The organism is Rhodobacter ferrooxidans, from assembly GCF_000176015.1.
Lineage (GTDB): Bacteria > Pseudomonadota > Alphaproteobacteria > Rhodobacterales > Rhodobacteraceae > Pseudorhodobacter_B > Pseudorhodobacter_B ferrooxidans.
The window spans coordinates 23,355-45,262 of record NZ_ACYY01000024.1 but is presented as its reverse complement, the minus strand read 5'-3'; the positions used below and the strand labels follow the sequence as shown (position 1 = coordinate 45,262).

Annotated in this window: 19 protein-coding genes; 17 read left to right on the top strand and 2 right to left on the bottom strand. The window is 65.0% G+C overall.

Annotation, left to right across the window (positions count from 1 at the left end; genetic code table 11):
* Position 1: 1 nt before the first annotated feature.
* Together RSW2DRAFT_RS14505 and RSW2DRAFT_RS14500 are read right to left on the bottom strand one after the other, a co-directional pair.
* Complete coding sequence (locus RSW2DRAFT_RS14505) at positions 2–376, bottom strand: response regulator (protein WP_008032252.1); 375 nt, start codon at positions 374–376, stop codon at positions 2–4.
* The gene (locus tag RSW2DRAFT_RS14500) at positions 373–660 is read right to left on the bottom strand and encodes an STAS domain-containing protein (RefSeq protein ID WP_008032251.1); all 288 of its coding nucleotides are present in this window, start codon (positions 658–660) and stop codon (positions 373–375) included. Before RSW2DRAFT_RS14500 ends, RSW2DRAFT_RS14505 begins: the two co-directional genes overlap by 4 nt.
* Positions 661–915: 255 nt before the next feature.
* On the opposite strand from RSW2DRAFT_RS14500, the gene RSW2DRAFT_RS14495 reads away from it, so the two are divergent.
* From RSW2DRAFT_RS14495 to lsrF, 17 genes are all read left to right on the top strand, one after another.
* Positions 916–2,172, top strand: coding sequence for a PAS domain-containing protein (locus RSW2DRAFT_RS14495; RefSeq protein ID WP_008032250.1), 1,257 nt, complete (start codon positions 916–918; stop codon positions 2,170–2,172).
* A 263-nt stretch (positions 2,173–2,435) separates the two neighbouring features.
* Positions 2,436–3,557: an efflux RND transporter periplasmic adaptor subunit gene (locus tag RSW2DRAFT_RS14490; RefSeq protein ID WP_008032249.1), complete on the top strand. Its 1,122-nt coding sequence runs from the start codon at positions 2,436–2,438 to the stop codon at positions 3,555–3,557.
* Positions 3,554–6,667, top strand: a complete 3,114-nt coding sequence (locus RSW2DRAFT_RS14485) for an efflux RND transporter permease subunit (RefSeq protein WP_008032248.1) — start codon at positions 3,554–3,556, stop codon at positions 6,665–6,667. The genes RSW2DRAFT_RS14490 and RSW2DRAFT_RS14485 overlap by 4 nt, the downstream gene beginning before the upstream one ends.
* 46 nt (positions 6,668–6,713) lie before the next feature.
* On the top strand, positions 6,714–7,367 hold the full coding sequence (locus RSW2DRAFT_RS14480) for a TetR/AcrR family transcriptional regulator (RefSeq protein ID WP_008032247.1): 654 nt from the start codon (positions 6,714–6,716) through the stop codon (positions 7,365–7,367).
* On the top strand, positions 7,364–8,305 hold the full coding sequence (locus RSW2DRAFT_RS14475) for an HlyD family secretion protein (RefSeq protein ID WP_008032246.1): 942 nt from the start codon (positions 7,364–7,366) through the stop codon (positions 8,303–8,305). Before RSW2DRAFT_RS14480 ends, RSW2DRAFT_RS14475 begins: the two co-directional genes overlap by 4 nt.
* Positions 8,302–9,237, top strand: a complete 936-nt coding sequence (locus tag RSW2DRAFT_RS14470; RefSeq protein ID WP_008032243.1) for an ABC transporter ATP-binding protein — start codon at positions 8,302–8,304, stop codon at positions 9,235–9,237. Before RSW2DRAFT_RS14475 ends, RSW2DRAFT_RS14470 begins: the two co-directional genes overlap by 4 nt.
* A complete protein-coding gene (locus RSW2DRAFT_RS14465; RefSeq protein WP_008032241.1) occupies positions 9,237–10,367 on the top strand; it encodes an ABC transporter permease in 1,131 nt (376 codons plus the stop codon). The genes RSW2DRAFT_RS14470 and RSW2DRAFT_RS14465 overlap by 1 nt, the downstream gene beginning before the upstream one ends.
* Before the next feature lie 73 nt (positions 10,368–10,440).
* Positions 10,441–11,118, top strand: a complete 678-nt coding sequence (locus RSW2DRAFT_RS14460) for a 2-oxoacid:acceptor oxidoreductase family protein (RefSeq protein WP_008032239.1) — start codon at positions 10,441–10,443, stop codon at positions 11,116–11,118.
* Positions 11,115–12,374 carry a 2-ketoisovalerate ferredoxin oxidoreductase subunit alpha gene (porA, locus tag RSW2DRAFT_RS14455; protein ID WP_008032238.1) on the top strand — a complete coding sequence of 420 codons (1,260 nt, stop codon included), beginning with the start codon at positions 11,115–11,117 and terminating at the stop codon, positions 12,372–12,374. Before RSW2DRAFT_RS14460 ends, porA begins: the two co-directional genes overlap by 4 nt.
* Positions 12,371–13,384: a thiamine pyrophosphate-dependent enzyme gene (locus RSW2DRAFT_RS14450; protein ID WP_008032236.1), complete on the top strand. Its 1,014-nt coding sequence runs from the start codon at positions 12,371–12,373 to the stop codon at positions 13,382–13,384. The genes porA and RSW2DRAFT_RS14450 overlap by 4 nt, the downstream gene beginning before the upstream one ends.
* Complete coding sequence (locus RSW2DRAFT_RS14445; protein ID WP_008032233.1) at positions 13,381–15,015, top strand: NAD(P)-binding protein; 1,635 nt, start codon at positions 13,381–13,383, stop codon at positions 15,013–15,015. The genes RSW2DRAFT_RS14450 and RSW2DRAFT_RS14445 overlap by 4 nt, the downstream gene beginning before the upstream one ends.
* A gap of 121 nt (positions 15,016–15,136) precedes the next feature.
* On the top strand, positions 15,137–16,648 hold the full coding sequence (locus RSW2DRAFT_RS14440) for a dihydrolipoyl dehydrogenase family protein (protein ID WP_008032231.1): 1,512 nt from the start codon (positions 15,137–15,139) through the stop codon (positions 16,646–16,648).
* Positions 16,645–17,247 (top strand): CDP-alcohol phosphatidyltransferase family protein, encoded by a 603-nt coding sequence (locus RSW2DRAFT_RS14435; RefSeq protein ID WP_008032228.1) that lies wholly within the window; start codon positions 16,645–16,647, stop codon positions 17,245–17,247. Before RSW2DRAFT_RS14440 ends, RSW2DRAFT_RS14435 begins: the two co-directional genes overlap by 4 nt.
* Before the next feature lie 10 nt (positions 17,248–17,257).
* Positions 17,258–18,439 carry an ABC transporter substrate-binding protein gene (locus RSW2DRAFT_RS14430; protein WP_008032225.1) on the top strand — a complete coding sequence of 394 codons (1,182 nt, stop codon included), beginning with the start codon at positions 17,258–17,260 and terminating at the stop codon, positions 18,437–18,439.
* Positions 18,436–20,142 carry an ABC transporter permease gene (locus RSW2DRAFT_RS14425; RefSeq protein ID WP_008032224.1) on the top strand — a complete coding sequence of 569 codons (1,707 nt, stop codon included), beginning with the start codon at positions 18,436–18,438 and terminating at the stop codon, positions 20,140–20,142. The genes RSW2DRAFT_RS14430 and RSW2DRAFT_RS14425 overlap by 4 nt, the downstream gene beginning before the upstream one ends.
* Positions 20,139–20,774, top strand: coding sequence for an ATP-binding cassette domain-containing protein (locus RSW2DRAFT_RS14420; RefSeq protein ID WP_008032221.1), 636 nt, complete (start codon positions 20,139–20,141; stop codon positions 20,772–20,774). Before RSW2DRAFT_RS14425 ends, RSW2DRAFT_RS14420 begins: the two co-directional genes overlap by 4 nt.
* A gap of 144 nt (positions 20,775–20,918) precedes the next feature.
* Positions 20,919–21,812 (top strand): 3-hydroxy-5-phosphonooxypentane-2,4-dione thiolase, encoded by an 894-nt coding sequence (lsrF, locus tag RSW2DRAFT_RS14415; RefSeq protein ID WP_008032219.1) that lies wholly within the window; start codon positions 20,919–20,921, stop codon positions 21,810–21,812.
* Positions 21,813–21,908: the final 96 nt, after the last annotated feature.

Genomic DNA, 21,908 nt, shown 5'->3' with positions numbered 1-21,908 from the left:
GTCAGGCCCTCGCCCCGGTTACCCGCCGAACCACCGAAACGATGGCCACGTCGTCGAACGGTTTCACGATCCAACCGGTCGCGCCGGCATCGCGCGCCCTGGCTTTCAGGTGGGGGGCACTTTCGGTGGTCAACACCAGAATCGGCACATTGCGATGCACCGAGCCGCCGCGAATGGCGGCAATCACCCCATAACCATCCATATTGGGCATGTTGATATCGGTGATCACGACATCGGGCGGATTTTCCACAAAGCGGGCGACGCCCTGCACCCCGTCATCGGCGAGCGCACATTCAAAGCCCGCTTCCTCCATCACCTTTTGCACAAGACTTCGGATGGTGCGGGAATCGTCGATGGCCAGAACCTTGATCGTCACGCTACCACCCTCCGCACCAGCAGGTCGGGTGTTGTGCCCAATCGCACGAACGCATCCTCGATCGGCTGCGGCACCTCGGTGACCTCGAACGCCAGGCCCTGCATCCGCCAGCTGCGGGCGGCCACAAGCAGCAGCTCCAGCAGCATCGTATCCAGCCGTCGCAGGTTTGCCGCGCTGATCCGCACGGCGGACCTTGGGTTCTCCAGCAGAAAGAGCTTCAGCCGCCCGTCATCGGCGGGTCTGAAATTCTCGGAGAGAACAAAGTTTTTCCAGTTGTCAGCCATTGTGAGATCCGTCCCCGCCGTAGCCACATCGCAGCCGTTGACCGTTGAATGTGGCCCAGAATTAGGTTTGCTCTCTTAAGAAGAAGTTTCCCGCAACCGGCCCCTGTTGCTGACTTTCCGGTAAAATTTTATTCTTCTTGTTGGGGTTAAACCGACTTCAGGCGGTTTGGCCGACCCGATTCCCGGCCGGGCTTACCAAGCCTTAACGCCTCGATCGTAAGGTGAGCCAAATCCACCTTGCCGGACGGAATGAACATGACCTTCAACAAAGCCATTGATCTGTCCGCCACGGACGCGGGCGAAGAAGCCTTCGGGATCGACGAGGTCTTCTTCTCCCGCACCGACAAACGCGGCATCATTCGCGCCGGAAACGAGGTATTTCGCCGGACTTCCGGTTTTGGATGGGACCAGCTGATTGGCGCGCCGCACCGGCTTGTGCGCAACCACGACACGCCAAAAGCTGTGTTCTGGCTCTTGTGGCAGACCATCCAGGCGGGCAGGCCGATGGTTGCCTACGTCAAGAACAAATCGCAGCGTGGCGGCTGGTATTGGGTTTTGGCCGTCATCGTTCCCACAGAAGATGGCTACCTCTCGGTCAGGATCAAACCCTCTGGCGCGAGCTTTTCTATCGTCAAGACAATCTATGCGGAAATTGCGGCGCTGGAAAAAGCCCAATCGCTGTCGCCGGACCGGTCGTGTGAACTGCTGTTTGCGCGATTGGCAGAGGCCGGCTTTCCCACATATTGCCAATTCATGCATGCCGTGCTGGAGCAGGAATTTGCCGTCCGTGACTCGGCACTCGGCCGTTCGAACATGGTGCAGGTCCGCGCCCTTGCCACGATCAAGCAATGCCTGCGGTCAACGCTGGAGCAGCAGGCCGCTCTGATGCAGGACTTCGACGCGCTCCAGTCCATTCCGACCAACATGCGCATCATTGCCTCGCGGTTGGAGCCTTCAGGCGGGCCGATTTCGGCGATCTCTGACAATTACAAATTCGCGTCAACCGAGATCACCCGGCGGCTCGAAGCTTTCGCCGGTGCCGATCAGAATCTGTGTCTCACCATGTCGGACAGTGTTGGTCTGGCGTTTTTCCTGGCAGGGACGTCCCGGCTTTTGTCCGAAGTGCCGCGCCAGTTTGCGACCGAGGACCACAGCACAACGCCGATCGACGTCAAGACGGAAAAGGTCTATCTTGCTGAAATTGATAAAGAGTTTGTTGAACGTGCGCGAGTGGCGATGTTGAATGCCGAACACGTGTCCACCGAGTTGAATCAGTCCAGCAGCGAGATCCGGCGCATGATGTTGGGGCTGGATACAATTCGGGTGATGGGGCGGGTGGAAAGCGGGCGTCTTGGGGCGGATGGTGTCGGCCTTTCCTCGACCATTGACCAGCTTGACCTGCGTCATGCCGATATCGCTCAGCGGCTTCAGGTGCTCATGGATCTGTCTGCCACCATCAAGGTCGCCATCAATGCCTACCAACGCCAGGCTCAAACGCGCATGATCGACTGAGATTCTGGCGCGCGCCTTGGGGCCATATCTGCCGCATCGGGCGCCGGTTTCAGGTGCGAAAATTGTCGCGCAGAGGTCTTTTTTGATCATTGCGGCACCTTGCGGGCACAGATCCGCGCAGATGCAGTCGCTTGGCGACACTGCGCATTGACCTTTCCATCAAAGAAATAAATCTTGCGACGGCGGGGCTTTGGGCTACATCAGCACGCAGACCGAACGCTGATTCAACGGCGCCTCGGGACAGAAGTCAGAGTTGAACTCGCATGTTGAAAAAGTTCAAGGGCCACCGAATCCTGGCCATCATCGTGCTTTTCGCGGCAGCGGCCTGGGTAGCCACCGGCCAGTTTGCCGCCGTCGGCAGTGAAGAGCCGGCGTTGGCTGCGGCGGCGGATAAACCGGCTGCACCGCCTGCCACCACCAACCTGCGCACCGTGGCGGCGGTGAGGCCTGACTTCATCGACCATGCGCGCGAGATCCGTATCTCGGGCGTGACCGAGCCTGACAAGCAGGTGGTGCTGGCCGCCCGCGCCGATGGCATCGTCGAGAAACTTGGGGTCGAACAGGGTGCCGATATTGCTCCGGGCGAACTGGTGATGACGCTGGAAGGTGTCGATGTCATCGCCGCAGTCTCTGCCGCCCGCGCCGCGTTGAACCAGGCGACCGAGCAGTTGACGGTGGGCGAGGCGCTGTATTCCCGCGGCAGTCTGCCCGAGCTGGAGTTGACGGCACGGCGTTCGGCCAAATCCGCCGCCGAAACCGCACTGTCGCAAGCCAGGGCCGCCGAAGACCGCCTGCAACTTAAGGCGCCGTTTGGCGGCACCGTGAAAACGGTCGATGTCGAGATCGGTGAATGGGTTCAGGTCGGCACCCCGGTCAGCACGATCCTGGCGCTGGACCCGATCGTGGTGAAGGCCGAGGTCAGCGAGCTTGACGTGGGCTATGTAGCGGTCGGCACGGCGGCAAAGGTGCGGCTGGTCGATGGCACCGAGATGCAGGGCACCATCCGCCATGTCGCCCGTCAGGCCTCGGACGTGACCCGCACCTTTCTGGTGGAGGTGGCGCTGCCCAATGCCGACCACAAGATCCCGGCCGGCATGACCGCCGAAGTGCGGGTCTATGCGCCGCCGCAGCAAGCCTTGCTGGTGCCGCGCTCGATCATCACCATCTCCGAGGCCGGCGTGATCGGCCTGCGGGTGTTGGGCGACGACGATGTGGCGGCTTTTGCGCCGATCACCCTGATCGACGACACCGAACAAGGCATGATCGTCTCGGGCGTGCCGCAGGGTGTGCGGGTGGTCGTGGCGGGTCAGGATCTGGTGCGGGATGGCGACAAGGTGATCGTGCACGAGATTTCGGCCGCCGAGGCCGCGAAGGCGATGCAATGAAGATCGTCGAAATTGCCATCCGCAATGCCCGGCTGACCATCTCGATCCTGCTGTTCCTGATGCTTTCCGGGACCATGGCCTATATCTCGATCCCCAAGGAAGCCGAGCCGGACATCCAGATTCCGATCATCTATGTCAGCCTGGGCTACGAGGGCATCTCGCCCGAGGACAGCGAGCGGTTGCTGCTGCGGCCGATGGAAACCGCGCTGAAATCCATTCAGGGCATCAAGAAGATGACCGCCACCGCGTTTCAGGGCGGCGGCAATGTGGTCATCGAGTTTCAGGCCGGGGCCGATCTGGATACCGCCCTGGTCGATGTGCGCAACAAGGTCGATGACGCCAAGCGCGATCTGCCCGATGGCGTTGACGAGCCGACGGTGAACGAGGTCAACATCTCGGAATTCCCGGTGCTGGTGGTCACTCTGTCCGGCGCCGTGCCCGAACGGTTGCTCGCCGCCACCGCCCGCGAGTTGCGCGACCGGATCGAGGAAATTCCCGGCGTGCTGGATGCAGCATTGCAAGGCGTGCGCGACGATCTGGTCGAGATCATCATCGACCCGGCCAAGCTGTCGTCCTACAACCTGCGCCCCGATACCATGATCGCCGGGTTCAACGCCAACAACCGGCTGATCGCCGCGGGGTCGCTTGAAGGGGCCGAAGGTCGCTATGCCATCAAGGTGCCGTCGCTGATCGAGACGGTGGAAGATCTGGCCAATCTGCCGGTGGTGGCCAGCGGCAATGCCATCGTGCGCACCCGCGATCTGGCCGAGATCAGGCCGACACTGAAAGACCCCGAGACCGTGACGCGGCTTGACGGCAAGCCCGCGGTGGCCATCGAAGTGTCCAAACGCAGCGGCGCCAACCTGATCGAAACCGTCGATCAGGTGAAGGCGATCACCGCCGCGTTGCAGACGCAACTGCCCGAAGGCGTCGAGGTCAGCTTCAGCCAGGACAAATCGACCAGCATCCGCCAGTTGCTCAGCGATCTGCAGAACTCGGTGCTGACCGCGGTGGTGCTGGTATTCATCGTCATCCTGTATGTGCTGTCGGTTCGCTCGTCGATCCTGATCGGTCTGGCGATTCCGGCGTCGTTCCTGATGGGCATCCTGGGGCTGCAGATGGCCGGGCTGACCATCAACCTGATCGTGCTGTTCAGCCTGATCCTGGCGGTGGGGATGCTGGTCGATGACGCGATCATCGTCACCGAATATGCCGAACGCCGGATGAGCGAGGGGATGGAGAAACGCGCGGCCTTCACCGAGGCGTCGCATCGCATGGCCGGGCCGGTGATCGCCTCGACCATGACCCGGATCGCCGCCTTCTCGCCCTTGCTGTTCTGGCCCGGCGTGGTCGGCGAGTTCATGAAATACATGCCGATCACGCTGATCGCCACGCTGTCGGCCTCGATGGTCTATGCGCTGATCTTCGTGCCGACACTGGGGACCATCATCGCCCGGCCGTTCAAGGAAGCGCCGGCGCACAAGGACGGCCGCTACATGTGGCTGGTCGGCAAGGCGATCCGGCACCCGGTTATCGTGCTGTTTCTGACGCTGGGCACGCTGGTGGCGGTGCCCTTCACCTATACGCAGATCGGCAAGGGGGTGGAGTTTTTCCCCAATGTCGAACCGGATTATGGCCTGCTTTACGTCAAGTCGCGCGGCAACCTGTCGATTGACGAAAAGGATGCGCTGGTGCGGCAGGCCGAAGCGCGCCTGCTGGGCTGGCCAGGGGTGGAGACCGTTTATACCCGTGTGGGCAGCGGTGGTGGCGCCGGCAACGAGGCGCCTGCCGATGTGATCGGCACCATCCAGTATGAATTTGTCGATTGGCGCGAGCGCAAGCAGGCCAACGCCATCCTGACTGACCTGCGCGGCGCGATGCAGGGTATCCCCGGCGTCGATATCGAAGTTTCCGTTCCTGCCGCGGGCCCGCCCACCGGCAAGGCGATCCAGATCCGGCTTTCCGCCAACGACCCTGCCGGGCTGAATGATGCCGCCCGTCTGGTTTCGCAGCGACTGGCGCAGAACCCTGACGTGACCGATATAGATTCCGGCCTGCCGCTGCCCGGCATTGATTGGGAGCTGAAGGTCGATCGGGGTGAAGCCGCGCGTTATGGCGCCTCTCCCGGTGCCGTGGGGGCGGTGGTGCAGCTTGTCACCTCGGGCCTGAAGCTGTCGGATTTCCGCCCGGCCGGGTCGGATGACGCGGTTGATATCGTGCTGCGCCTGCCGCCCGCGCAGCGCACGGTTTCGGCGCTGGATCAGTTGCGGATCGAAACGCCGGATGGGCCGGTGCCGATCTCGAACTTCGTCACCCGGGTGGCGGCGCCGACCACTGGCACCCTGACCCGGATCGACGGCGCGCGCACCGTGACGGTGCAGGCCGGCATCCGCGAAGGCGTGCAGGCCCAGCCGGTGCGCGATGCAGTTGCGGCGATGGTGACCGACATTTTCAAGACCGAAGATTATGCCGATGCCGGTCTGCGCTGGACCATGGCCGGCGAGGATGTCGAACAGGCCGAGGCCGGGGCCTTCCTGTCCAAGGCCTTTGCTGCGGCGCTGTTCCTGATCTTCGGCGTGCTGCTGGCGCAGTTCAACAAGTTCATCTCGGTCGGGCTGGTGCTGTCGGCGGTGGTGATGTCCACCATCGGGGTGTTGCTTGGCCTGATGATCATGGGCCAGCCGTTCGGTGTGGTGATGACCGGCATCGGGGTGATCGCGCTGGCGGGCGTGGTGGTGAACAACAACATCGTGCTGATCGCCACCTACGACGAGTTGCGCCACGGCGGCATGGACAAGATCGAGGCGATCCTGGAGACCTGCCGCGAGCGGGCGCGGCCAGTGGTGCTGACGGCGATGACCGCCATTCTGGGCGTGCTGCCCATCGCCTTCGGGCTGAACATCGAACTGATGAGCCACGAGACCACCTTTGGTGCGCCCTCCACCCAATGGTGGATCGCGCTGTCCAGCGCCATCGTTTACGGCCTGGCCTTTGCGACGGTGCTGACGTTGTTGGTGACGCCGTCAATGCTGATGCTGGTCAGCCGCAGCGACAAGCCGCGTGAAAAGCGCAACTGGCGGTTCTGGCGCAAGGCCCAGCCCTCGGCGTGACCGCCTGGCTGCTTGCAAATAACTGACCGGTTAGTTATTAAGGGGCATGGAAAAACATTCCGCCTCAAACGACCGTGAACCGAAGTTTCGCAGGCGGGCCGGGGCGCGCCCCGACGAGGTGCTGGATGCCGCCCTGCATCTGTTCACCGAAGCCGGGTTCGAACGCACAACGGTGGAACAGATCGCCCATCGCGCCGGGTTGTCGAAGGCGGCGGTTTACCTCTATTTCCCGTCGAAAAAGGCGCTTCTGGCAGGTCTTGTGCGCCGCGCCGTGGTGCCGCTGGCCGACCGGGCGCTGGCGCAGATCACCAGCTATCAGGGCGATCCGCGCCCCGTTTTGCGCGCCGTTATGACCCAGATTGCCACCAATCTCACCGACCCCTCGGTGTTGGCGGTGCCGAAACTGGTGCTGCGTGAGGCCGTGACCGCACCCGAAATTGCGCAGATGTATCGCGAAGAAATGCTGGACCGGGTGTTGCCCGCGCTGACCGCGCTGATCGCGCAGGGCGTGGCGGGGGGGCATATCCGGGCAGTTGACCCAAGCCTGACCCTGCGCAGCCTGATCGGCCCGGTGTTCCTGCACATCCTGCTGGCCGAGGTGTTCGGCATCCTGACGGGGGGCGAGCTGGCGATGCAGGCGCTGATCGACAACCATCTGACCCTGCTGTTCGCGGGTCTGGAGCCGGAGGGCAAGGCATGAGCAGCTTTGGCGACGCGATCCTCTGGCTGCTGGCGGCCGTGGGTCTTGGCCCGGCCCCCGATCAGGTGTTCAACGGCTATCTGGAGGCTGATTACGTCTATGTCGCCCCGGTCAGTGCCGGGCGGATCGTGGCGATTCCGGTGACCGAAGGCCTTGCGGTGCAGGCCGGCCAGCAACTGGCGACGCTGGAAAATACCAGCCAGGCGGCGCAGTTGCAGGCGGCGCTGGCGGCAGTGGCGGTGGCGCAGGCGACCCTGGAAAACCTGCAAACCGGCAGCCGCGAGGACGAGATCGAGGTGATCCGCGCCAGCCTGCACAAAGCCGAGGCCGATCAGCGGCTGGCCCGGCTGAACCTCGACCGTGCCAGCCAGTTGCTGGCGCAAGGCCGGGTGCCGCAGGCCGAGGTGGACCAACTCAGCGCCGCGCTGCAAAGCGCCGATGCGCAGATGGAACAACTGGCGGCGCAGTTGCGGGTGGCGCAACTGCCCGCGCGGCAAGCCCTGGTGCTGGCGGCGCAGGCGACGCTGGACCAGCGCCGGGCCGAGGCCGATCTGGCGCGGGTCAACCTGTCGGACCGGGTGCTGACAGCACCAGTCGGCGGCGTGATCGAAAAGCTGTTCTTCGATGCGGGCGAGGTGGCGGCAACCGGCGCGCCGGTGGTCTCGATCCTGCCGGAAGGGGCGATTTCCGCAATCTTCTTCATCCCCGAACCCGACCGCGCCGGGTTTGCCGTGGGGGACGCCCTGACGCTGGCCTGCGACGGCTGCCCGGAAGGGTTGACCGCCAGCATCACCCGGCTGGCGTCCGACCCGCAATACGCGCCGCCGATCCTGTATAGCCGCGACGAGCGGGCAAGGCTGGTGTTCCGCGCCGAGGCCTCGGTCAGCCAGGGCAAGGGCCTGTTGCCGGGCCAGCCGGTCACGCTGGCGCGAAAATGACCGCCGAGATGGCCATATCGGTGCGCGGGCTGACCAAGCGGTTCGGCCCCCGCACCGTTGTGGACCGCTTCGACATGGATGTGCCGCGCGGGGCGATCTATGGCTTTCTGGGGCCGAACGGCTCTGGCAAGACCACCACGATCCGCATGATGTGCGGGCTGCTGACCCCCGATGGCGGTTCCGGCACCTGCCTTGGCCACGACATCCTGACCCAAAGCCAGCAGATCAAGGAGCAGGTGGGTTACATGACCCAGCGCTTCTCGCTTTATGAGGACCTGACGATCCGCGAGAATCTGGATTTCATCGCCCGGATGTTCCGCATGAAGGACCGCAAGGCGCGGGTCGATGCGGCGCTGGCCGACCTTGGGCTGGCCGACCGCGCCGGGCAGTTGGCGGGCACCCTGTCGGGCGGCTGGAAGCAGCGGCTGTCGCTGGCGTCCTGCATGTTGCACGACCCGCAGCTTTTGTTGCTGGACGAGCCGACCGCCGGGGTGGACCCCAAGGCCCGGCGCGATTTCTGGGATGAAATCAGGCGCTTGGCGGCGCGCGGGGTCACGGTGCTGGTGTCAACGCACTACATGGACGAGGCGGTGCAATGCGATTTCATCGCCTATATCGCCTACGGCAAGAAGCTGATTTCCGGCCCCGCGCGGGATATTCCGGGCATGATCGGGCTGACCACCTGGCAGGTTGAAGGGCCGGATATCGGCGCGCTGGAGGCCGCCTTGCGGCAGACGCCGGGGGTGGAGCAGGTGGCGCGGTTTGGTGCGGTGCTGCATGTGTCGGGCACCGATGCGGCGGCGCTGGCGCGGGTGGCGGCGGAACAATCGGCCTTGGGCACGCATCAATGGCATGAACAGAAGGGCGGGCTGGAGGAGGCCTTCATCTACCTGATGGCCGGGGCGTCGGACAATTTCAGCGAGGGCGAGTGATGGCGTTCTCTTTCGCCCGCTTTGGCGCCGTCTTGTTCAAGGAATTCGTGCAGATGCGGCGCGACCGCGTCACCTTTGCCATGATGATCGGCATCCCGATCATGCAGCTTTTCCTGTTCGGCTTTGCCATCAACTCCGACCCCAAGCACCTGCCGACGCTGGTGGAAATGGCAGACCAAGGCCCGGTGACGCGGGCGGTGCTGATGGGCATGCAGACCTCGGACTATTTCGACTTTCAGGGCGTGGTGACCAGCGCCGAAGAAGGCGACCGCGCCCTGCGCAACGGCTCTGCCAACTTTGTGGTGGTGATCCCGCCGGGGTTCGAACGTGATGTGATGCGGGGCCTTGCACCGGATCTGCTGCTGTCAGCCGACGCCTCCGACCCCTCGGCGGCAGGGGCGGCAGTGGCGGCCTTGTCGGGCATAGTCTCCGGTGCCATCAGCCAAAGCCTGACCGGCGCCGTCGCAGCCAAGGTGCCCACCCCGCCGCCGTTCAGCGTGACCGTGCACAAGCAGTTCAACCCCGAGGGCCGCACCGCCACCAACATCGTGCCGGGTCTTCTGGGTGTCATCCTGTCGATGACCATGGTGATGATCACCGCCGTCGCCATCGTGCGCGAGACCGAGAAGGGCACGATGGAGGCGCTGATCGCCACCCCCGTGCGACCGCTGGAAGTGATGCTGGGCAAGATTACGCCATATATTCTGGTGGGTTACGTCCAGACCATTGTCTTTCTGCTGGCGGCGCGGGTGGTGTTCGATGTGCCGTTCATCGGCGCGCCGCTGGCGCTGTTCGTCGGCTTCAACCTCTATATCGTGGTCAATCTGGCGCTGGGGTTTCTGGTGTCCACTGTGGCGCGATCACAGATGCAGGCGATGCAGCTTGCCTTCTTCACCATCCTGCCGTCGATCCTGCTTTCCGGTTTCATGTTCCCGTTTGCCGGGATGCCAGGCTGGGCGCAGACCCTTGGCACCGGTATTCCGGCCACGCATTTCCTGCGCATCACCCGCAAGGTGATGCTGAAAGGGGCCGGGCTGGCCGACATTGGCGGCGACCTGCTGGCCATCGGCATCATCACGCTGGTGATCGTGGCGGTGGCGCTGAAACGCTATCGGCAGACGCTGGACTAAGGCGCAAGCGGGGAACCGCAGGGGCTTTCAGACCCACCGCGCCGTTCAAAAACTGCTGATACGCAGGAAACCCGTGCAATTGATCCAAGTCAACGCCACGGCGGTCCTGTGGCGCAATGTGGAGGTCATCCGGCCGCCACAAGCCGTCGGCAACGCAATTCGTTTGGGGGTTGATCACATTCTTCAGATTCGTATTCACGGTCGTGGCGGCCAGGGCGTGGTGACGGCCGCGGAAATGCTGTCGGTGGCAGCCTTCTTTCAAGGTCGCCACGCGCAGGCTTTTCCCAGCTTTGGTTCCGAACGCACCGGCGCGCCGGTCGTGGCGTTCTGCCGGATCGACGATCGGCCGATCCGGCTGCGCGAGCCGATCCAGGCACCCGACGTTCTGATCGTGCAGGACGCGCATCTGTTGCAGCAAATTGATGTATTTCAAGGGCTTGATCCGAAAGGGCATGTGCTGATCAACACGCGCCGCAGTCTGGAAGACCTCGGCTTGACCGAGATCGCGGCCCAATTGCCGAAGGGGCATGTGGTCACGTTGCCCGCAACCGAAATCGCGATGAAACACTTGGGCAGACCATTGCCCAATGCCGTGTTGCTGGGGGGGTTTGCCGCCATGACCGGGATCATTTCGCTGGCGGCCGTGGTGCATGCCATCGGCGAGAAATTCCATGGCGACATCGCCCGGCGCAATGTCGCGGCGGCAACCGAGGCCCATGCCATGCTGGCCGATCTGGAGGCTGCAAGATGATCCGGCAAATCGAAGGTTCCCTCGCGGTGGCCGAGGCGGTTGCGCTTTGCCGCCCGGAAGTGATTTGCGCCTATCCGATCTCGCCACAGACCCATATCGTCGAGGGGCTGGGGGCGATGGTCAAGGGTGGCACGCTGACACCTTGCGAGTTCCTGAATGTTGAAAGCGAATTCGCGGCGATGAGCGTAGCCATCGGGTCTTCGGCTGCAGGCGCGCGCACCTATACCGCCACCGCCAGCCAGGGCCTGCTGTTCATGGTCGAGGCGGTGTATAACGCCTCGGGTCTTGGCCTGCCGATCGTGATGACGCTGGCCAACCGCGCCATCGGGGCGCCGATCAACATCTGGAACGACCATTCCGACAGCATGAGCCAACGCGACTGCGGCTGGATTCAGCTGTTTGCCGAAAGCAACCAGGAGGCGCTGGACCTGCATATCCAGGCGTTCCGGCTGGCCGAGGAAATGTCGATGCCGGTGATGGTCTGCATGGATGGTTTCATCCTGACCCATGCCTATGAACAGGTGGACATGCCGACGCAGGCGCAGGTGGATGCCTTTCTGCCGCCCTATGAACCCCGGCAGGTGCTGGACCCGGCCGACCCGGTTTCCATCGGCGCGATGGTGGGGCCAGAGGCCTTCATGGAGGTGCGCTACATCGCCCATGCCAAGCAGACCATGGCGCTGGACCGTATTCCGCAGATCGCCGCCGAATTCGCGCAGGTGTTCGGCCGTGAGGCGGGGGGCCTCGTGCGCGGTTACCGGCTGGAGGATGCCGACACGGCGGTGGTGGCGCTGGGCTCGGTGGTGGGCACGCTGGAGGAAGTGATCGACGCCCGCCGGGCTGCTGGCGAAAAGATCGGGCTGCTGTCGATCCGGTCTTACCGCCCGTTCCCGCTGGCGGCGGTGCGGGCGGCGCTGGCCGGGGTCAAGCACTTTGTGGTGCTGGAAAAAAGCTTTTCGGTGGGTTTGGGCGGCGTGGTGGCGCTGGATGTGCGCAAGGCAATGTCGGGGATGGCGGCCGTTGGCCATACGGTGATTGCCGGGCTTGGCGGGCGGCCGATCACCCAGGCGTCCTTGCAGCGGATGCTGGATGACGTGATGGCCGACCGGTTGCAACCGCTGACCTTCCTTGACCTGAACTGGGAGATCGTCAACCGCCAGCTTGCGCGCGAGGCGTCGATGCGCCGCTCGGGCCCGATTGCCGAAAACCTGCTGCGCGACATCGGCCAGAAACCCGCCCCGGAGGCAAAGCCATGACGCAGAACATAAAGTTCTACCAGACGGGCACCTTCACGGTTGGCAACCGGCTTCTGGACCCAGAGCACCGCGCCGTTCAGGCCTCGATCCAGCGCGACAATTCGCTGACCTCGGGGCATCGCGCCTGTCAGGGCTGCGGCGAGGCGCTGGGCGCGCGCTATGCGGTGGATGCGGCGATGCGGGCGACCGACGGGCAGTTGATCGCGGCCAATGCCACCGGCTGTCTTGAGGTGTTTTCCACCCCCTATCCCGAAACCTCGTGGAAGCTGCCCTGGCTGCACAGCCTGTTCGGCAATGCCGCCGCTGTGGGTTCGGGCATCGCGGCAGCGCTGGCGGTCAAGGCACGCAAGGCGGGGCTGGAGCGCAGTGCGGTGCGGGTGATTGCGCAGGGCGGCGACGGTGGCACCACCGACATCGGTTTCGGCTGCCTGTCGGGCATGTTCGAGCGCAACGATGACGTGCTGTACATCTGCTACGACAATGAAGGCTACATGAACACCGGTGTGCAGCGGTCCTCGGCCACGCCGCCCGGTGCGCGCACCGCCACCACCGTGCCGCTTGGCCCCAACCCCGGCGAGGAGTTCGGGCGCGGCAAGAACCTGCCGCTGATCGCCATGGCACATGAAATTCCCTATGTCGCCACCGCCACCGTGGCCGACCTGCGCGATCTGGAAGCCAAGGTCGAACATGCCATGAGCCTGCACGGTGCCCGCTATCTGCAAATTCTCGTGCCCTGCCCGCTGGGCTGGGGTGCCGCCAGTTGCGATACCATCCGTCTGGCGCGGCTGGCGCGCGAAACCGGGCTGTTCCCGGTGTTCGAGGCCAAGGGCGGCGAGATCACGGCGGTGACGAAAATCCGCCACCAGCAGCCGGTGGAAAACTATCTGCGGCTGCAGAAGCGGTTTGCGCACCTGTTCGGGGACAAGGGGCGGCCCGATATCGTGGCGCGCATCCAGGCCATGGCTGACAAGAACATTCGCCGCTTCGGGTTGCTGGAGGCGGCAGAATGACCATGAAGAAACCCTTCGCCATCACGCTGGACCCCGGATCATCGCTGGCCAACAAGACCGGAAGCTGGCGCACCGAGCGGCCGGTCTATGTGCACCGTCTGCCGCCCTGCAATCATGCCTGCCCGGCGGGCGAGGATATCCAGGGCTGGCTGTTTCACGCCGAAAGTGGCGATTACGAAACCGCCTGGCGGCACCTGACGCAGAACAATCCGTTTCCGGCGATCATGGGTCGGGTCTGCTATCACAGCTGCGAAACCGCCTGCAACCGCGGCACGCTGGATCAGGCGGTCGGCATCAACTCGGTCGAGCGGTTTCTGGGCGACGAGGCGTTGAAACTGGGTTGGGCGTTTGCGCCGCCCGCGATGGAAACCGGCAAGCGCGTGCTGGTGGTTGGTGCCGGGCCTTCGGGTCTGGCCGCGGCCTATCATCTGCGCCGGCTGGGCCATGCGGTCACCGTGATCGAAGCCGGCGACAGCCCCGGCGGCATGATGCGCTTTGGCATCCCGAAATACCGCCTGCCGCGCGAGGTGCTGGACGGCGAAGTGGCGCGCATTGCCGCGATGGGCGTGACCTTCCGCTATGGCGAAAAGGTCTCCGATCTGGCGGCCAGCATGGCAGAGACCCACGCCGACGCCGCTTTTCTGGCAATCGGCGCCCATATCGCCAAACGCGCCTTCATTCCGGCCAAGGATTCGGCACGGATTCTGGATGCCGTCGCCGTCCTGCGCTCGATGGAAGGGGCGGGGCCGCCGATGCTGGGGCGCCGCGTGGTGGTTTACGGCGGTGGTGATACCGCCATCGACGTGGCCCGCACGGCCCGCCGTCTGGGTGCGTCCGAGGCGGTGATTGTCTATCGCCGCACCCGCGAGCGGATGCCAGCACATGACTTTGAACTTGAGGAGGCATTGCAGGAAGGCGTCAAGGTGCGCTGGCTGTCCACCATCACCGGTGCCGAGGGTGGGCAATTGACCATCGAAAAGATGGAACTGGATGCCGCGGGCAAACCGCAGCCCACCGGCGTGTTCGAAACGCTGGACGCCGATTCGCTGGTGCTGGCGCTGGGGCAGGATGTGGACATGTCGTTGCTGGCCGCGATCCCCGGTCTGGTGACTGCGGATGGTGTGGTGCTGGTGGACCCGGAAACCATGATGACGGGGCAGCCCGGTCTGTTTGCCGGCGGCGACATGGCACCGGGCGCGCGCAATGTCACCGTCGCCATCGGCCATGGTGCCAAAGCCGCGCGCCATATCGACGCCTGGCTGCACGGCACCAAGCTGGCACCGCCAGCAGAGCGGCCACTGGCCGGGTTTGATCGTCTGAACACCTGGTATTACTCCGACGCCCCCGCGTCCTTGCGGCCACAGCTTGATCTGGCCCGGCGCACCTCCAGCTTTGACGAGGTGCAGGGCGGGCTGACCGAGGCCAACGCCCTGTTCGAGGCCCGCCGCTGCCTGTCGTGCGGCAACTGCTTTGAATGTGACACCTGCTATGGCGTCTGCCCGGACAATGCGGTGATCAAGCTGGGCTCCGGCATGGGGTTCACGATCAATCTGGATTATTGCAAAGGCTGCGGCATCTGTGCTGCCGAATGTCCCTGCGGGGCCATCGACATGGTGCCCGAGGAAAGCTGAGGGCACCGGTCCCTTCGGGATTGATACAGAAAAGTGACTGGCGGTGAGCTGTAACACCCATTGCTTCGACCGGCGTTCTGCATAGGCTTGGCTTCCGGGCATTTCCCGCTGGATTGCATTGATGTTCCTGAACACCCTGACCCGCCGCAAGGTCTATGCCCGCTGGACGCGTCCTGGCAAATTCGACCGCAACCTGATTGTCATCGGCGCAGGGGCGGCGGGGCTGGTCTCGGCCTATATCGCCGCTGCCACCAAGGCGAAAGTGACGCTGATCGAGGCGCACAAGATGGGCGGCGATTGTCTGAACTATGGCTGCGTGCCTTCGAAGGCGCTGATCAAATCGGCCAAACTGGCCCACCATATCCGCCATGCCGATCACTATGGTCTGCAGGGCACCACCCCGACGTTTTCCTTTGCCCGCGTCATGGAACGGGTGCACGGCGTCATTGCCGACATCGCCCCGCATGACAGCGTGGAACGCTACGCCGATCTGGGGGTCGAGGTTCTGCAAGGCTATGCCAGGCTGATCGACCCCTGGACGGTCGAGGTGGCTTTTCCCGATGGCTCCACGCAGCGGCTGACCACCCGGTCGATCATCATCGCCACTGGTGCTGCACCTTTTGTGCCGCCGCTTCCGGGGATCGACGATGTGGGCTATCTGACCTCGGACACGCTTTGGGACAAGCTTCGCGACCGGACCGAAGCACCCAAGCGGCTGGTCGTATTGGGTGGCGGCCCGATCGGCACCGAACTGGCGCAGGCTTTCGCGCGGCTGGGATCGCAGGTGACGCAGATCGAAATGGCCCCGCGCCTCATGATCCGCGAGGATGCCGAGGTGTCGGCGCTGGTGCAGGCGGCGCTGGAACGCGACGGGGTTGCCGTGCTGACGGGGTACAAGGCGCTGGCCTGCGGCGTGACCGATGGGGCGAAGTGGATCGAGGTCGAGCATCAGGGGCAGACCCGCCGGATCGCGTTTGACGACCTGATCGCCGCTGTGGGCCGCAGCCCGCGCCTGAAGGGTTTCGGGCTGGAGGAATTGGGCATCCCGGTGAACCGCGTGGTCGAAACCAACGACTATCTGGAAACCCTTTATCCCAACATCCTGGCGGCAGGCGATGTGGCGGGCCCCTATCAGTTCACCCACACCGCCAGCCATCAGGCCTGGTTTGCCACGGTGAACGCGCTGTTTGGCAGCTTCAAGCGCTTCAAGGCGGATTACCGGGTGATCCCCTGGGCCACCTTCAGCGACCCCGAAGTGGCGCGGGTCGGGTTGTCGGAAGCTGAGGCCGTGGCGCAGAATATCCCCCATGAGGTGACGCGCTATGGCATCGACGATCTGGACCGCGCCATTGCCGATGGCAGCGCCGAAGGCTTCGTCAAGGTGCTGACCGTGCCGGGCAAGGACCGGATTCTGGGGGTGACGCTGGTGGGCGCACACGCGGGCGATCTGATCGCCGAGTTTGTGCTGGCGATGAAGCACGGGCTGGGCTTGAGCAAGATCCTTGGCACCATCCACATCTACCCGACGCTGGCCGAGGCCAACAAATACGCCGCCGGGGAATGGCGCCGCGCGCATGTGAACCCAGCGCTGCTGGCCATCGCAGAACGTTACCACCGCTGGAGGCGCGGATGATCGACGCAAGGCTGGCACCGCTGCAACGCTGGTTGCTGACCCCGCCCGCGCGCGGGCTGGCGCGGCATGTCACCGCCGATCAGATGACGCTGGCAGGCTTTGTGCTGGGCGCGTTGGCGGTGCCGGCGCTGGCGTTCGGCGCCTTCGGGCTGGCGCTGGCGCTGCTGGCGCTGAACCGGCTGGCCGACGGGCTGGATGGCGCCATGGCCCGGCTTTCCACCCCCACCGACCGCGGCGCCTTTCTGGATATCGCGCTGGATTTCGTGTTCTACGCGCTGTTTCCGCTGGGCTTCGCGCTGGCCGACCCCGCCGCCAACGCCCTGCCCGCGGCGGTGTTGATCGCGGCTTTCGTCGGCACCGGATCGTCGTTTCTGGCCTTTGCCAGCATCGCGGCCAGGCGCGGATTGACGGCGGCCGACACTCCGGCCAAGGGCATCCACTACCTTGGCGGTTTGACCGAAGGCGCTGAAACCATTGCAGTCTTTGCGGCGATGTGCCTCTATCCCGCAGCCTTTCCCCTGTTGGCCTATGCCTTTGCCGCCGCCTGCGCGCTGACCACGGCGATGCGCTGGCATCAGGGCTGGCAGGCTTTTCGTTAAGGAAGACATGATGAAACTTGCCGCTCTTGCCCTGTCGCTGACCCTGGCCACCCCGGCGCTGGCCGACTGGCCGCAAACCCTGGCGGCGGCGCGTGGCCAGACCGTCTATTTCAACGCCTGGGGTGGCGACGCGCGCACCAACGCCTTCATCGCCTGGGTCGGCGCGCAGACCGAGGCGCAATTCGGCGTCAAGGTCGAACAGGTCAAGCTGACCGATACCGCCGAGGCGGTGACACGGGTGATCGCGGAAAAGGCCGCGGGGCAGGACAGCGGCGGCGCGGTGGACCTGATCTGGATCAACGGCCCGAATTTTCTGGCGATGAAGGAACAGGGCCTGCTGCATGGGCCCTTCGTGGCCGGGCTGCCGAATGCGCAGTATCTGGACCTCGGGCCGACGTCGCCGGCTTCGGTCGATTTCACCACGCTGGTCGAAGGCATGGAAAGCCCGTGGCGGCTGGCGAAGTTCGTGTTCACCTACGACTCGGCCCGCGTTGATGCGGTCCCCGACAGCATGGCCGGTTTTGTCGATTGGGCGGCGGCGCATCCGGGGCGGTTCACCCATCCCGATGCATCGGATTTCATGGGGGCCACCTTCCTGAAACAGGCGCTGATCGAGCTGGCGCCTGATCCTGCGGTGCTGCAACAACCGGTCACCGACGACGCCTTTGCCGCCGCCACCGCCCCCCTCTGGGTCTGGTATGACGCGCTGCGCCCGAACCTGTGGCGCGGCGGCGAGACCTTTCCGGAAAACCAGTCGGTGCAGCAGCAACTGCTGAACGATGGCGAGGTGGATATCGCCATGTCCTTCGACCCCGCTTCGACCGCCGCTGCGATCACGCAGGGCTTGTTGCCGGAAACCGCGCGGGTGTTCGTGCCCAGGGGCGGCAGCATCGGCAATATCAGCTTCGTCGCCATTCCCTACAACGCCGCGCATCGCGAAGGCGCCGAGGTGGTGGCGAACTTCCTTCTGGACCCGGCGACCCAGGCGCAGATGCAGAACATCGAGGTTCTGGGGTCGTTCTCGGTGCTGGACCCGGCGAAACTGGACGCTGCCGCGCAAGCGGCCTTTGCCGCCCTGCCCACGGCGCCTGCCCTGCCCGCCGTGGCCGACCTTGGCCCGACATTGCTGGAGCCGCACGCCAGCTGGATGACCCGGTTGACCGCGGAATGGGCGGCGCGCACCACCAGATGAGCCGCGATGGTCGCCTGCTACGGGCCTGCGTGCTGGCGGTGGTCGGGCTGGGCCTGATCGCGCCGATCGCGCTTGGGCTGTGGCAGACCGGTCGCGCCGCCTTTGGCATCCTGCCCGCGCTGGGGCGAACGGAATGGACGTTGCAGCCCTGGCACGATCTGGCGGCGCTACCGGGCTTTGCCACCAGCCTGCGGCTGACGCTGGTGACCGGGATTGGCTCCACCCTGCTGTCGCTGCTGCTGGCCACCGGCTTTTGCGCCACGGTGCATGCGCAGATGACCCCCGCCGCCAGTGCCCGGATGCTGACGCCGTTTCTGGCGATTCCGCATGCGGCGATGGCGGTGGGGCTGGCTTTCGTGCTGGCGCCCTCGGGCTGGATCGCGCGGGTGGTGGCGCCGCTGGCCGGTTGGGACCGCCCGCCCGATTGGGCCACGGTGAACGATGGCTGGGGGCTGGCGCTGCTGGCCGGGCTGATGGTCAAGGAGGTGCCGTTCCTCTTGCTGGTGATGCTGTCGGCGCTGAGCCAGATCGCGGTGGCGCAGCAGATGGCGGCGGGGCGGGCGCTGGGCTATGGGCGCGGTATCGTCTGGATCAAGATCATCATGCCGCAGGTCTGGCCGCTGATCCGGCTGCCGGTCTGGGTGGTGCTGGCCTATGCGCTGTCGGTGGTGGACATGGCGATGATCCTCGGCCCTTCCAACCCGCCAACCCTGGCCGTGGCGGTGACGCGCTGGTTCACCGATGCCGACCCGGCGATGCTGCTGCCCGCCTCGGCCGGGGCCATCCTGCAGGCGGTGGTGGTGGCGCTGGCGGTGGCGCTGTTGTGGAGTGGCGAGGGGCTTGCCCGGCGGTTGGGCCGCTGGTGGCTGCGCCGGGGTGGCCGTGGGCTGTCGGCGGAACCGGGGCTTTGGGCGGCCAGTGCCGGGGTGGCCGTGCTGCTGGCGGCGGGCGCGCTGGCGATGCTGTCGCTGCTGGTCTGGTCGCTGGCCTGGCGCTGGAGCTTTCCGCAGCTTTTGCCGCAAAGCTGGTCGCTGGAGCCCTGGGCCACGGCGCAGATGGGCTGGCTGCGGGCGCTGGGCAACACGATGTTGCTGGCGGCGGCGACGGGGACGCTGTCGTTGACCCTGGCCATCGCCTGGCTGGAGGGCGAGGATCGCGGCCATCGCAGCCGCACACGCTGGGCCGAGGCGTTGATCTACCTGCCGCTGCTGTTGCCGCAGATCGGCTTTCTTTACGGGCTGAACGTGGTGTTTCTGCGGGCTGGTATCTCGGGCGGCATTGGTGCGGTGATCTGGGCGCAGGCGCTGTTCGTGTTTCCCTATGTGATGATCGCGCTGTCCGACCCCTGGCGGGCGCTGGACCGCCGGATGCTGCACGCCGCCGCCGCCCTGGGGGCCGGGCCATGGCGCAGGCTATGGGCGGTGAAGCTGCCGATCCTGCTGCGTCCGATCCTCACCGCCGCTGCCATCGGCGTGGCGGTGTCGGTGGCGCAATACCTGCCGACGCTGTTCACCGGGGCCGGACGCATCGCCACCCTGACCACCGAGGCGGTCACCCTGTCGTCGGGGTCGGACCGCCGCATCACCGGGGTCTACGCAACCCTGCAGGCCGCCCTGCCCTTTGCCGCCTATCTGGCCGCCTTCGCGGTCCCCGCCCTGCTGCACCGCAACCGCCGCAGCCTGACCGGAGCCGCCGCCGCATGAGCCTTGATCTGCACGCCCTCTGCATCCATTCCGCCACAGGCACCGCCCTGTTCGCGCCGCTGACCCTGCACATTCCGGCAGGCGCGGTGGTCACGGTGATGGGGCCGTCGGGCGTGGGCAAATCGACATTGCTGGACGCCATCGGCGGGCATCTGGCGCATGGCTTCCGGCTGTCGGGCCAGGTTTTGCTGTCCGGCCACGACGTCTCCCGTCTGCCCGCCGAAGCGCGACGGATCGGGCTGGTGTTTCAGGAGGCGTTGCTGTTTCCGCATCTGTCGGTGGGTGACAATCTGGCCTTTGGACTGCCTGCCGCCTTGCGCGGTCGCAAGCTGCGGCGGGCCGCGGTCGAGGCGGCGCTGGATCAGGCGGGTTTGGCCGGGATGCACGACCGCGATCCCGCCACCCTGTCGGGCGGTCAGCGCGCCCGCGCCGCGCTGATGCGCACTTTGCTGGCGGAACCGGCGGCGTTGCTGTTGGACGAACCCTTTGCCAATCTGGATGCGGGGCTGAAGGCCGAGATTCGCCGCTTCACCCTTGATCACGTCAAGGCCCGTGCCATCCCCGCGCTGATGGTCACGCATGATCCCGACGATGCCGCCGCGGCGGGTGGTGCTGTGGTGGCGCTGGGCTGACCTTGCGCCGAGCACATTGACATCTTCGCCTTCTTTGCCCACGACTCCGGCTGAACCCGCCCGCAGGCTCGTGCCGTCAATGACTTGCACGGGGTCTGCTTTCGGCGGGCGGCACAAGGACACATCGGCGCAAGGGCACAGGACATGGCAGATCTGGACGACATCAAGGACGGCAAGGATTTCGGCATCGGCACGCCGCCCGACATGGGCAGCTTTCACGTCAAGGGGGCGGCGCATTACGACTGGGGCATGAAGAACCGCCTCAGCCGCATCTTCAACCCGAAGTCGGGCCGCACCGTGATGCTGGCCTTCGACCATGGCTACTTTCAGGGCCCGACCACCGGGCTGGAGCGCATCGACCTGTCCATCGTGCCGCTGGCCGAACATGCCGATGTGCTGATGTGCACCCGTGGCGGCTTGCGCGCCTGTATTCCGCCCTCGATCACCAAGCCGGTGGTGCTGCGATGCTCGGGCGGCAATTCGATCCTGACCGAGCTTTCCAATGAGACCGTTGCGGTGGATATCGACGACGCGATCCGGCTGGATGCCGCGGCGATGGCGGCGCAGGTCTATATCGGCTCGGAATATGAACACAAATCCATTTCGAACGTGATCAAGCTGCTTGATTCCGGCCTGCGCTACGGCATCCCGACACTGGCGGTGACCGGTGTCGGCAAGGACATGGTCCGCGATGCCCGCTACTTCGGGCTGGCCACGCGGATTGCCGCCGAAATCGGCGCGCAATATGTGAAAAGCTACTACACCGATACCGGGTTCGAGCGGGTGACCGCCGGTTGCCCGGTGCCGATCGTCATCGCCGGTGGCAAGAAGCTGCCCGAACTGGAGGCGCTGGACATGGCCTGGAAGGCCATCGACCAGGGGGCAGCGGGGGTGGACATGGGCCGCAACATCTTTCAGGCAGAAGACCCGGTGGCGATGATCAAGGCCGTGGCGCGCGTGGTGCACGACCTGGAAACACCGGCGCAGGCTTTCGCTTACTACAACGACCTGAAAGCGGAAAACGCCGCCAAGGCCTGACCGGATGCCCCGGCGGGGCAATGGCCGACCAAAGCCAACCTTTGCGGGTTGGCTTTGGTCACGCCCCTGCCTGTCCACTTCGGCCCAAGCGATCAG

Excerpts from the sequence above, each read along its gene's own strand:
- RSW2DRAFT_RS14475 (WP_008032246.1), top strand. The coding sequence starts at position 7,364 with ATGAGCAGCTTTGGCGACGCGATCCTCTGGCTGCTGGCGGCCGTGGGT.
- porA (WP_008032238.1), top strand. The coding sequence starts at position 11,115 with ATGATCCGGCAAATCGAAGGTTCCCTCGCGGTGGCCGAGGCGGTTGCG.
- RSW2DRAFT_RS14445 (WP_008032233.1), top strand. The coding sequence starts at position 13,381 with ATGACCATGAAGAAACCCTTCGCCATCACGCTGGACCCCGGATCATCG.
- RSW2DRAFT_RS14495 (WP_008032250.1), top strand. The coding sequence starts at position 916 with ATGACCTTCAACAAAGCCATTGATCTGTCCGCCACGGACGCGGGCGAA.
- RSW2DRAFT_RS14500 (WP_008032251.1), bottom strand. The coding sequence starts at position 660 with ATGGCTGACAACTGGAAAAACTTTGTTCTCTCCGAGAATTTCAGACCC.
- RSW2DRAFT_RS14420 (WP_008032221.1), top strand. The coding sequence starts at position 20,139 with ATGAGCCTTGATCTGCACGCCCTCTGCATCCATTCCGCCACAGGCACC.
- RSW2DRAFT_RS14450 (WP_008032236.1), top strand. The coding sequence starts at position 12,371 with ATGACGCAGAACATAAAGTTCTACCAGACGGGCACCTTCACGGTTGGC.
- RSW2DRAFT_RS14480 (WP_008032247.1), top strand. The coding sequence starts at position 6,714 with ATGGAAAAACATTCCGCCTCAAACGACCGTGAACCGAAGTTTCGCAGG.
- RSW2DRAFT_RS14485 (WP_008032248.1), top strand. The coding sequence starts at position 3,554 with ATGAAGATCGTCGAAATTGCCATCCGCAATGCCCGGCTGACCATCTCG.
- RSW2DRAFT_RS14465 (WP_008032241.1), top strand. The coding sequence starts at position 9,237 with ATGGCGTTCTCTTTCGCCCGCTTTGGCGCCGTCTTGTTCAAGGAATTC.
- RSW2DRAFT_RS14490 (WP_008032249.1), top strand. The coding sequence starts at position 2,436 with ATGTTGAAAAAGTTCAAGGGCCACCGAATCCTGGCCATCATCGTGCTT.
- RSW2DRAFT_RS14470 (WP_008032243.1), top strand. The coding sequence starts at position 8,302 with ATGACCGCCGAGATGGCCATATCGGTGCGCGGGCTGACCAAGCGGTTC.
- RSW2DRAFT_RS14425 (WP_008032224.1), top strand. The coding sequence starts at position 18,436 with ATGAGCCGCGATGGTCGCCTGCTACGGGCCTGCGTGCTGGCGGTGGTC.
- lsrF (WP_008032219.1), top strand. The coding sequence starts at position 20,919 with ATGGCAGATCTGGACGACATCAAGGACGGCAAGGATTTCGGCATCGGC.
- RSW2DRAFT_RS14435 (WP_008032228.1), top strand. The coding sequence starts at position 16,645 with ATGATCGACGCAAGGCTGGCACCGCTGCAACGCTGGTTGCTGACCCCG.
- RSW2DRAFT_RS14440 (WP_008032231.1), top strand. The coding sequence starts at position 15,137 with ATGTTCCTGAACACCCTGACCCGCCGCAAGGTCTATGCCCGCTGGACG.
- RSW2DRAFT_RS14430 (WP_008032225.1), top strand. The coding sequence starts at position 17,258 with ATGAAACTTGCCGCTCTTGCCCTGTCGCTGACCCTGGCCACCCCGGCG.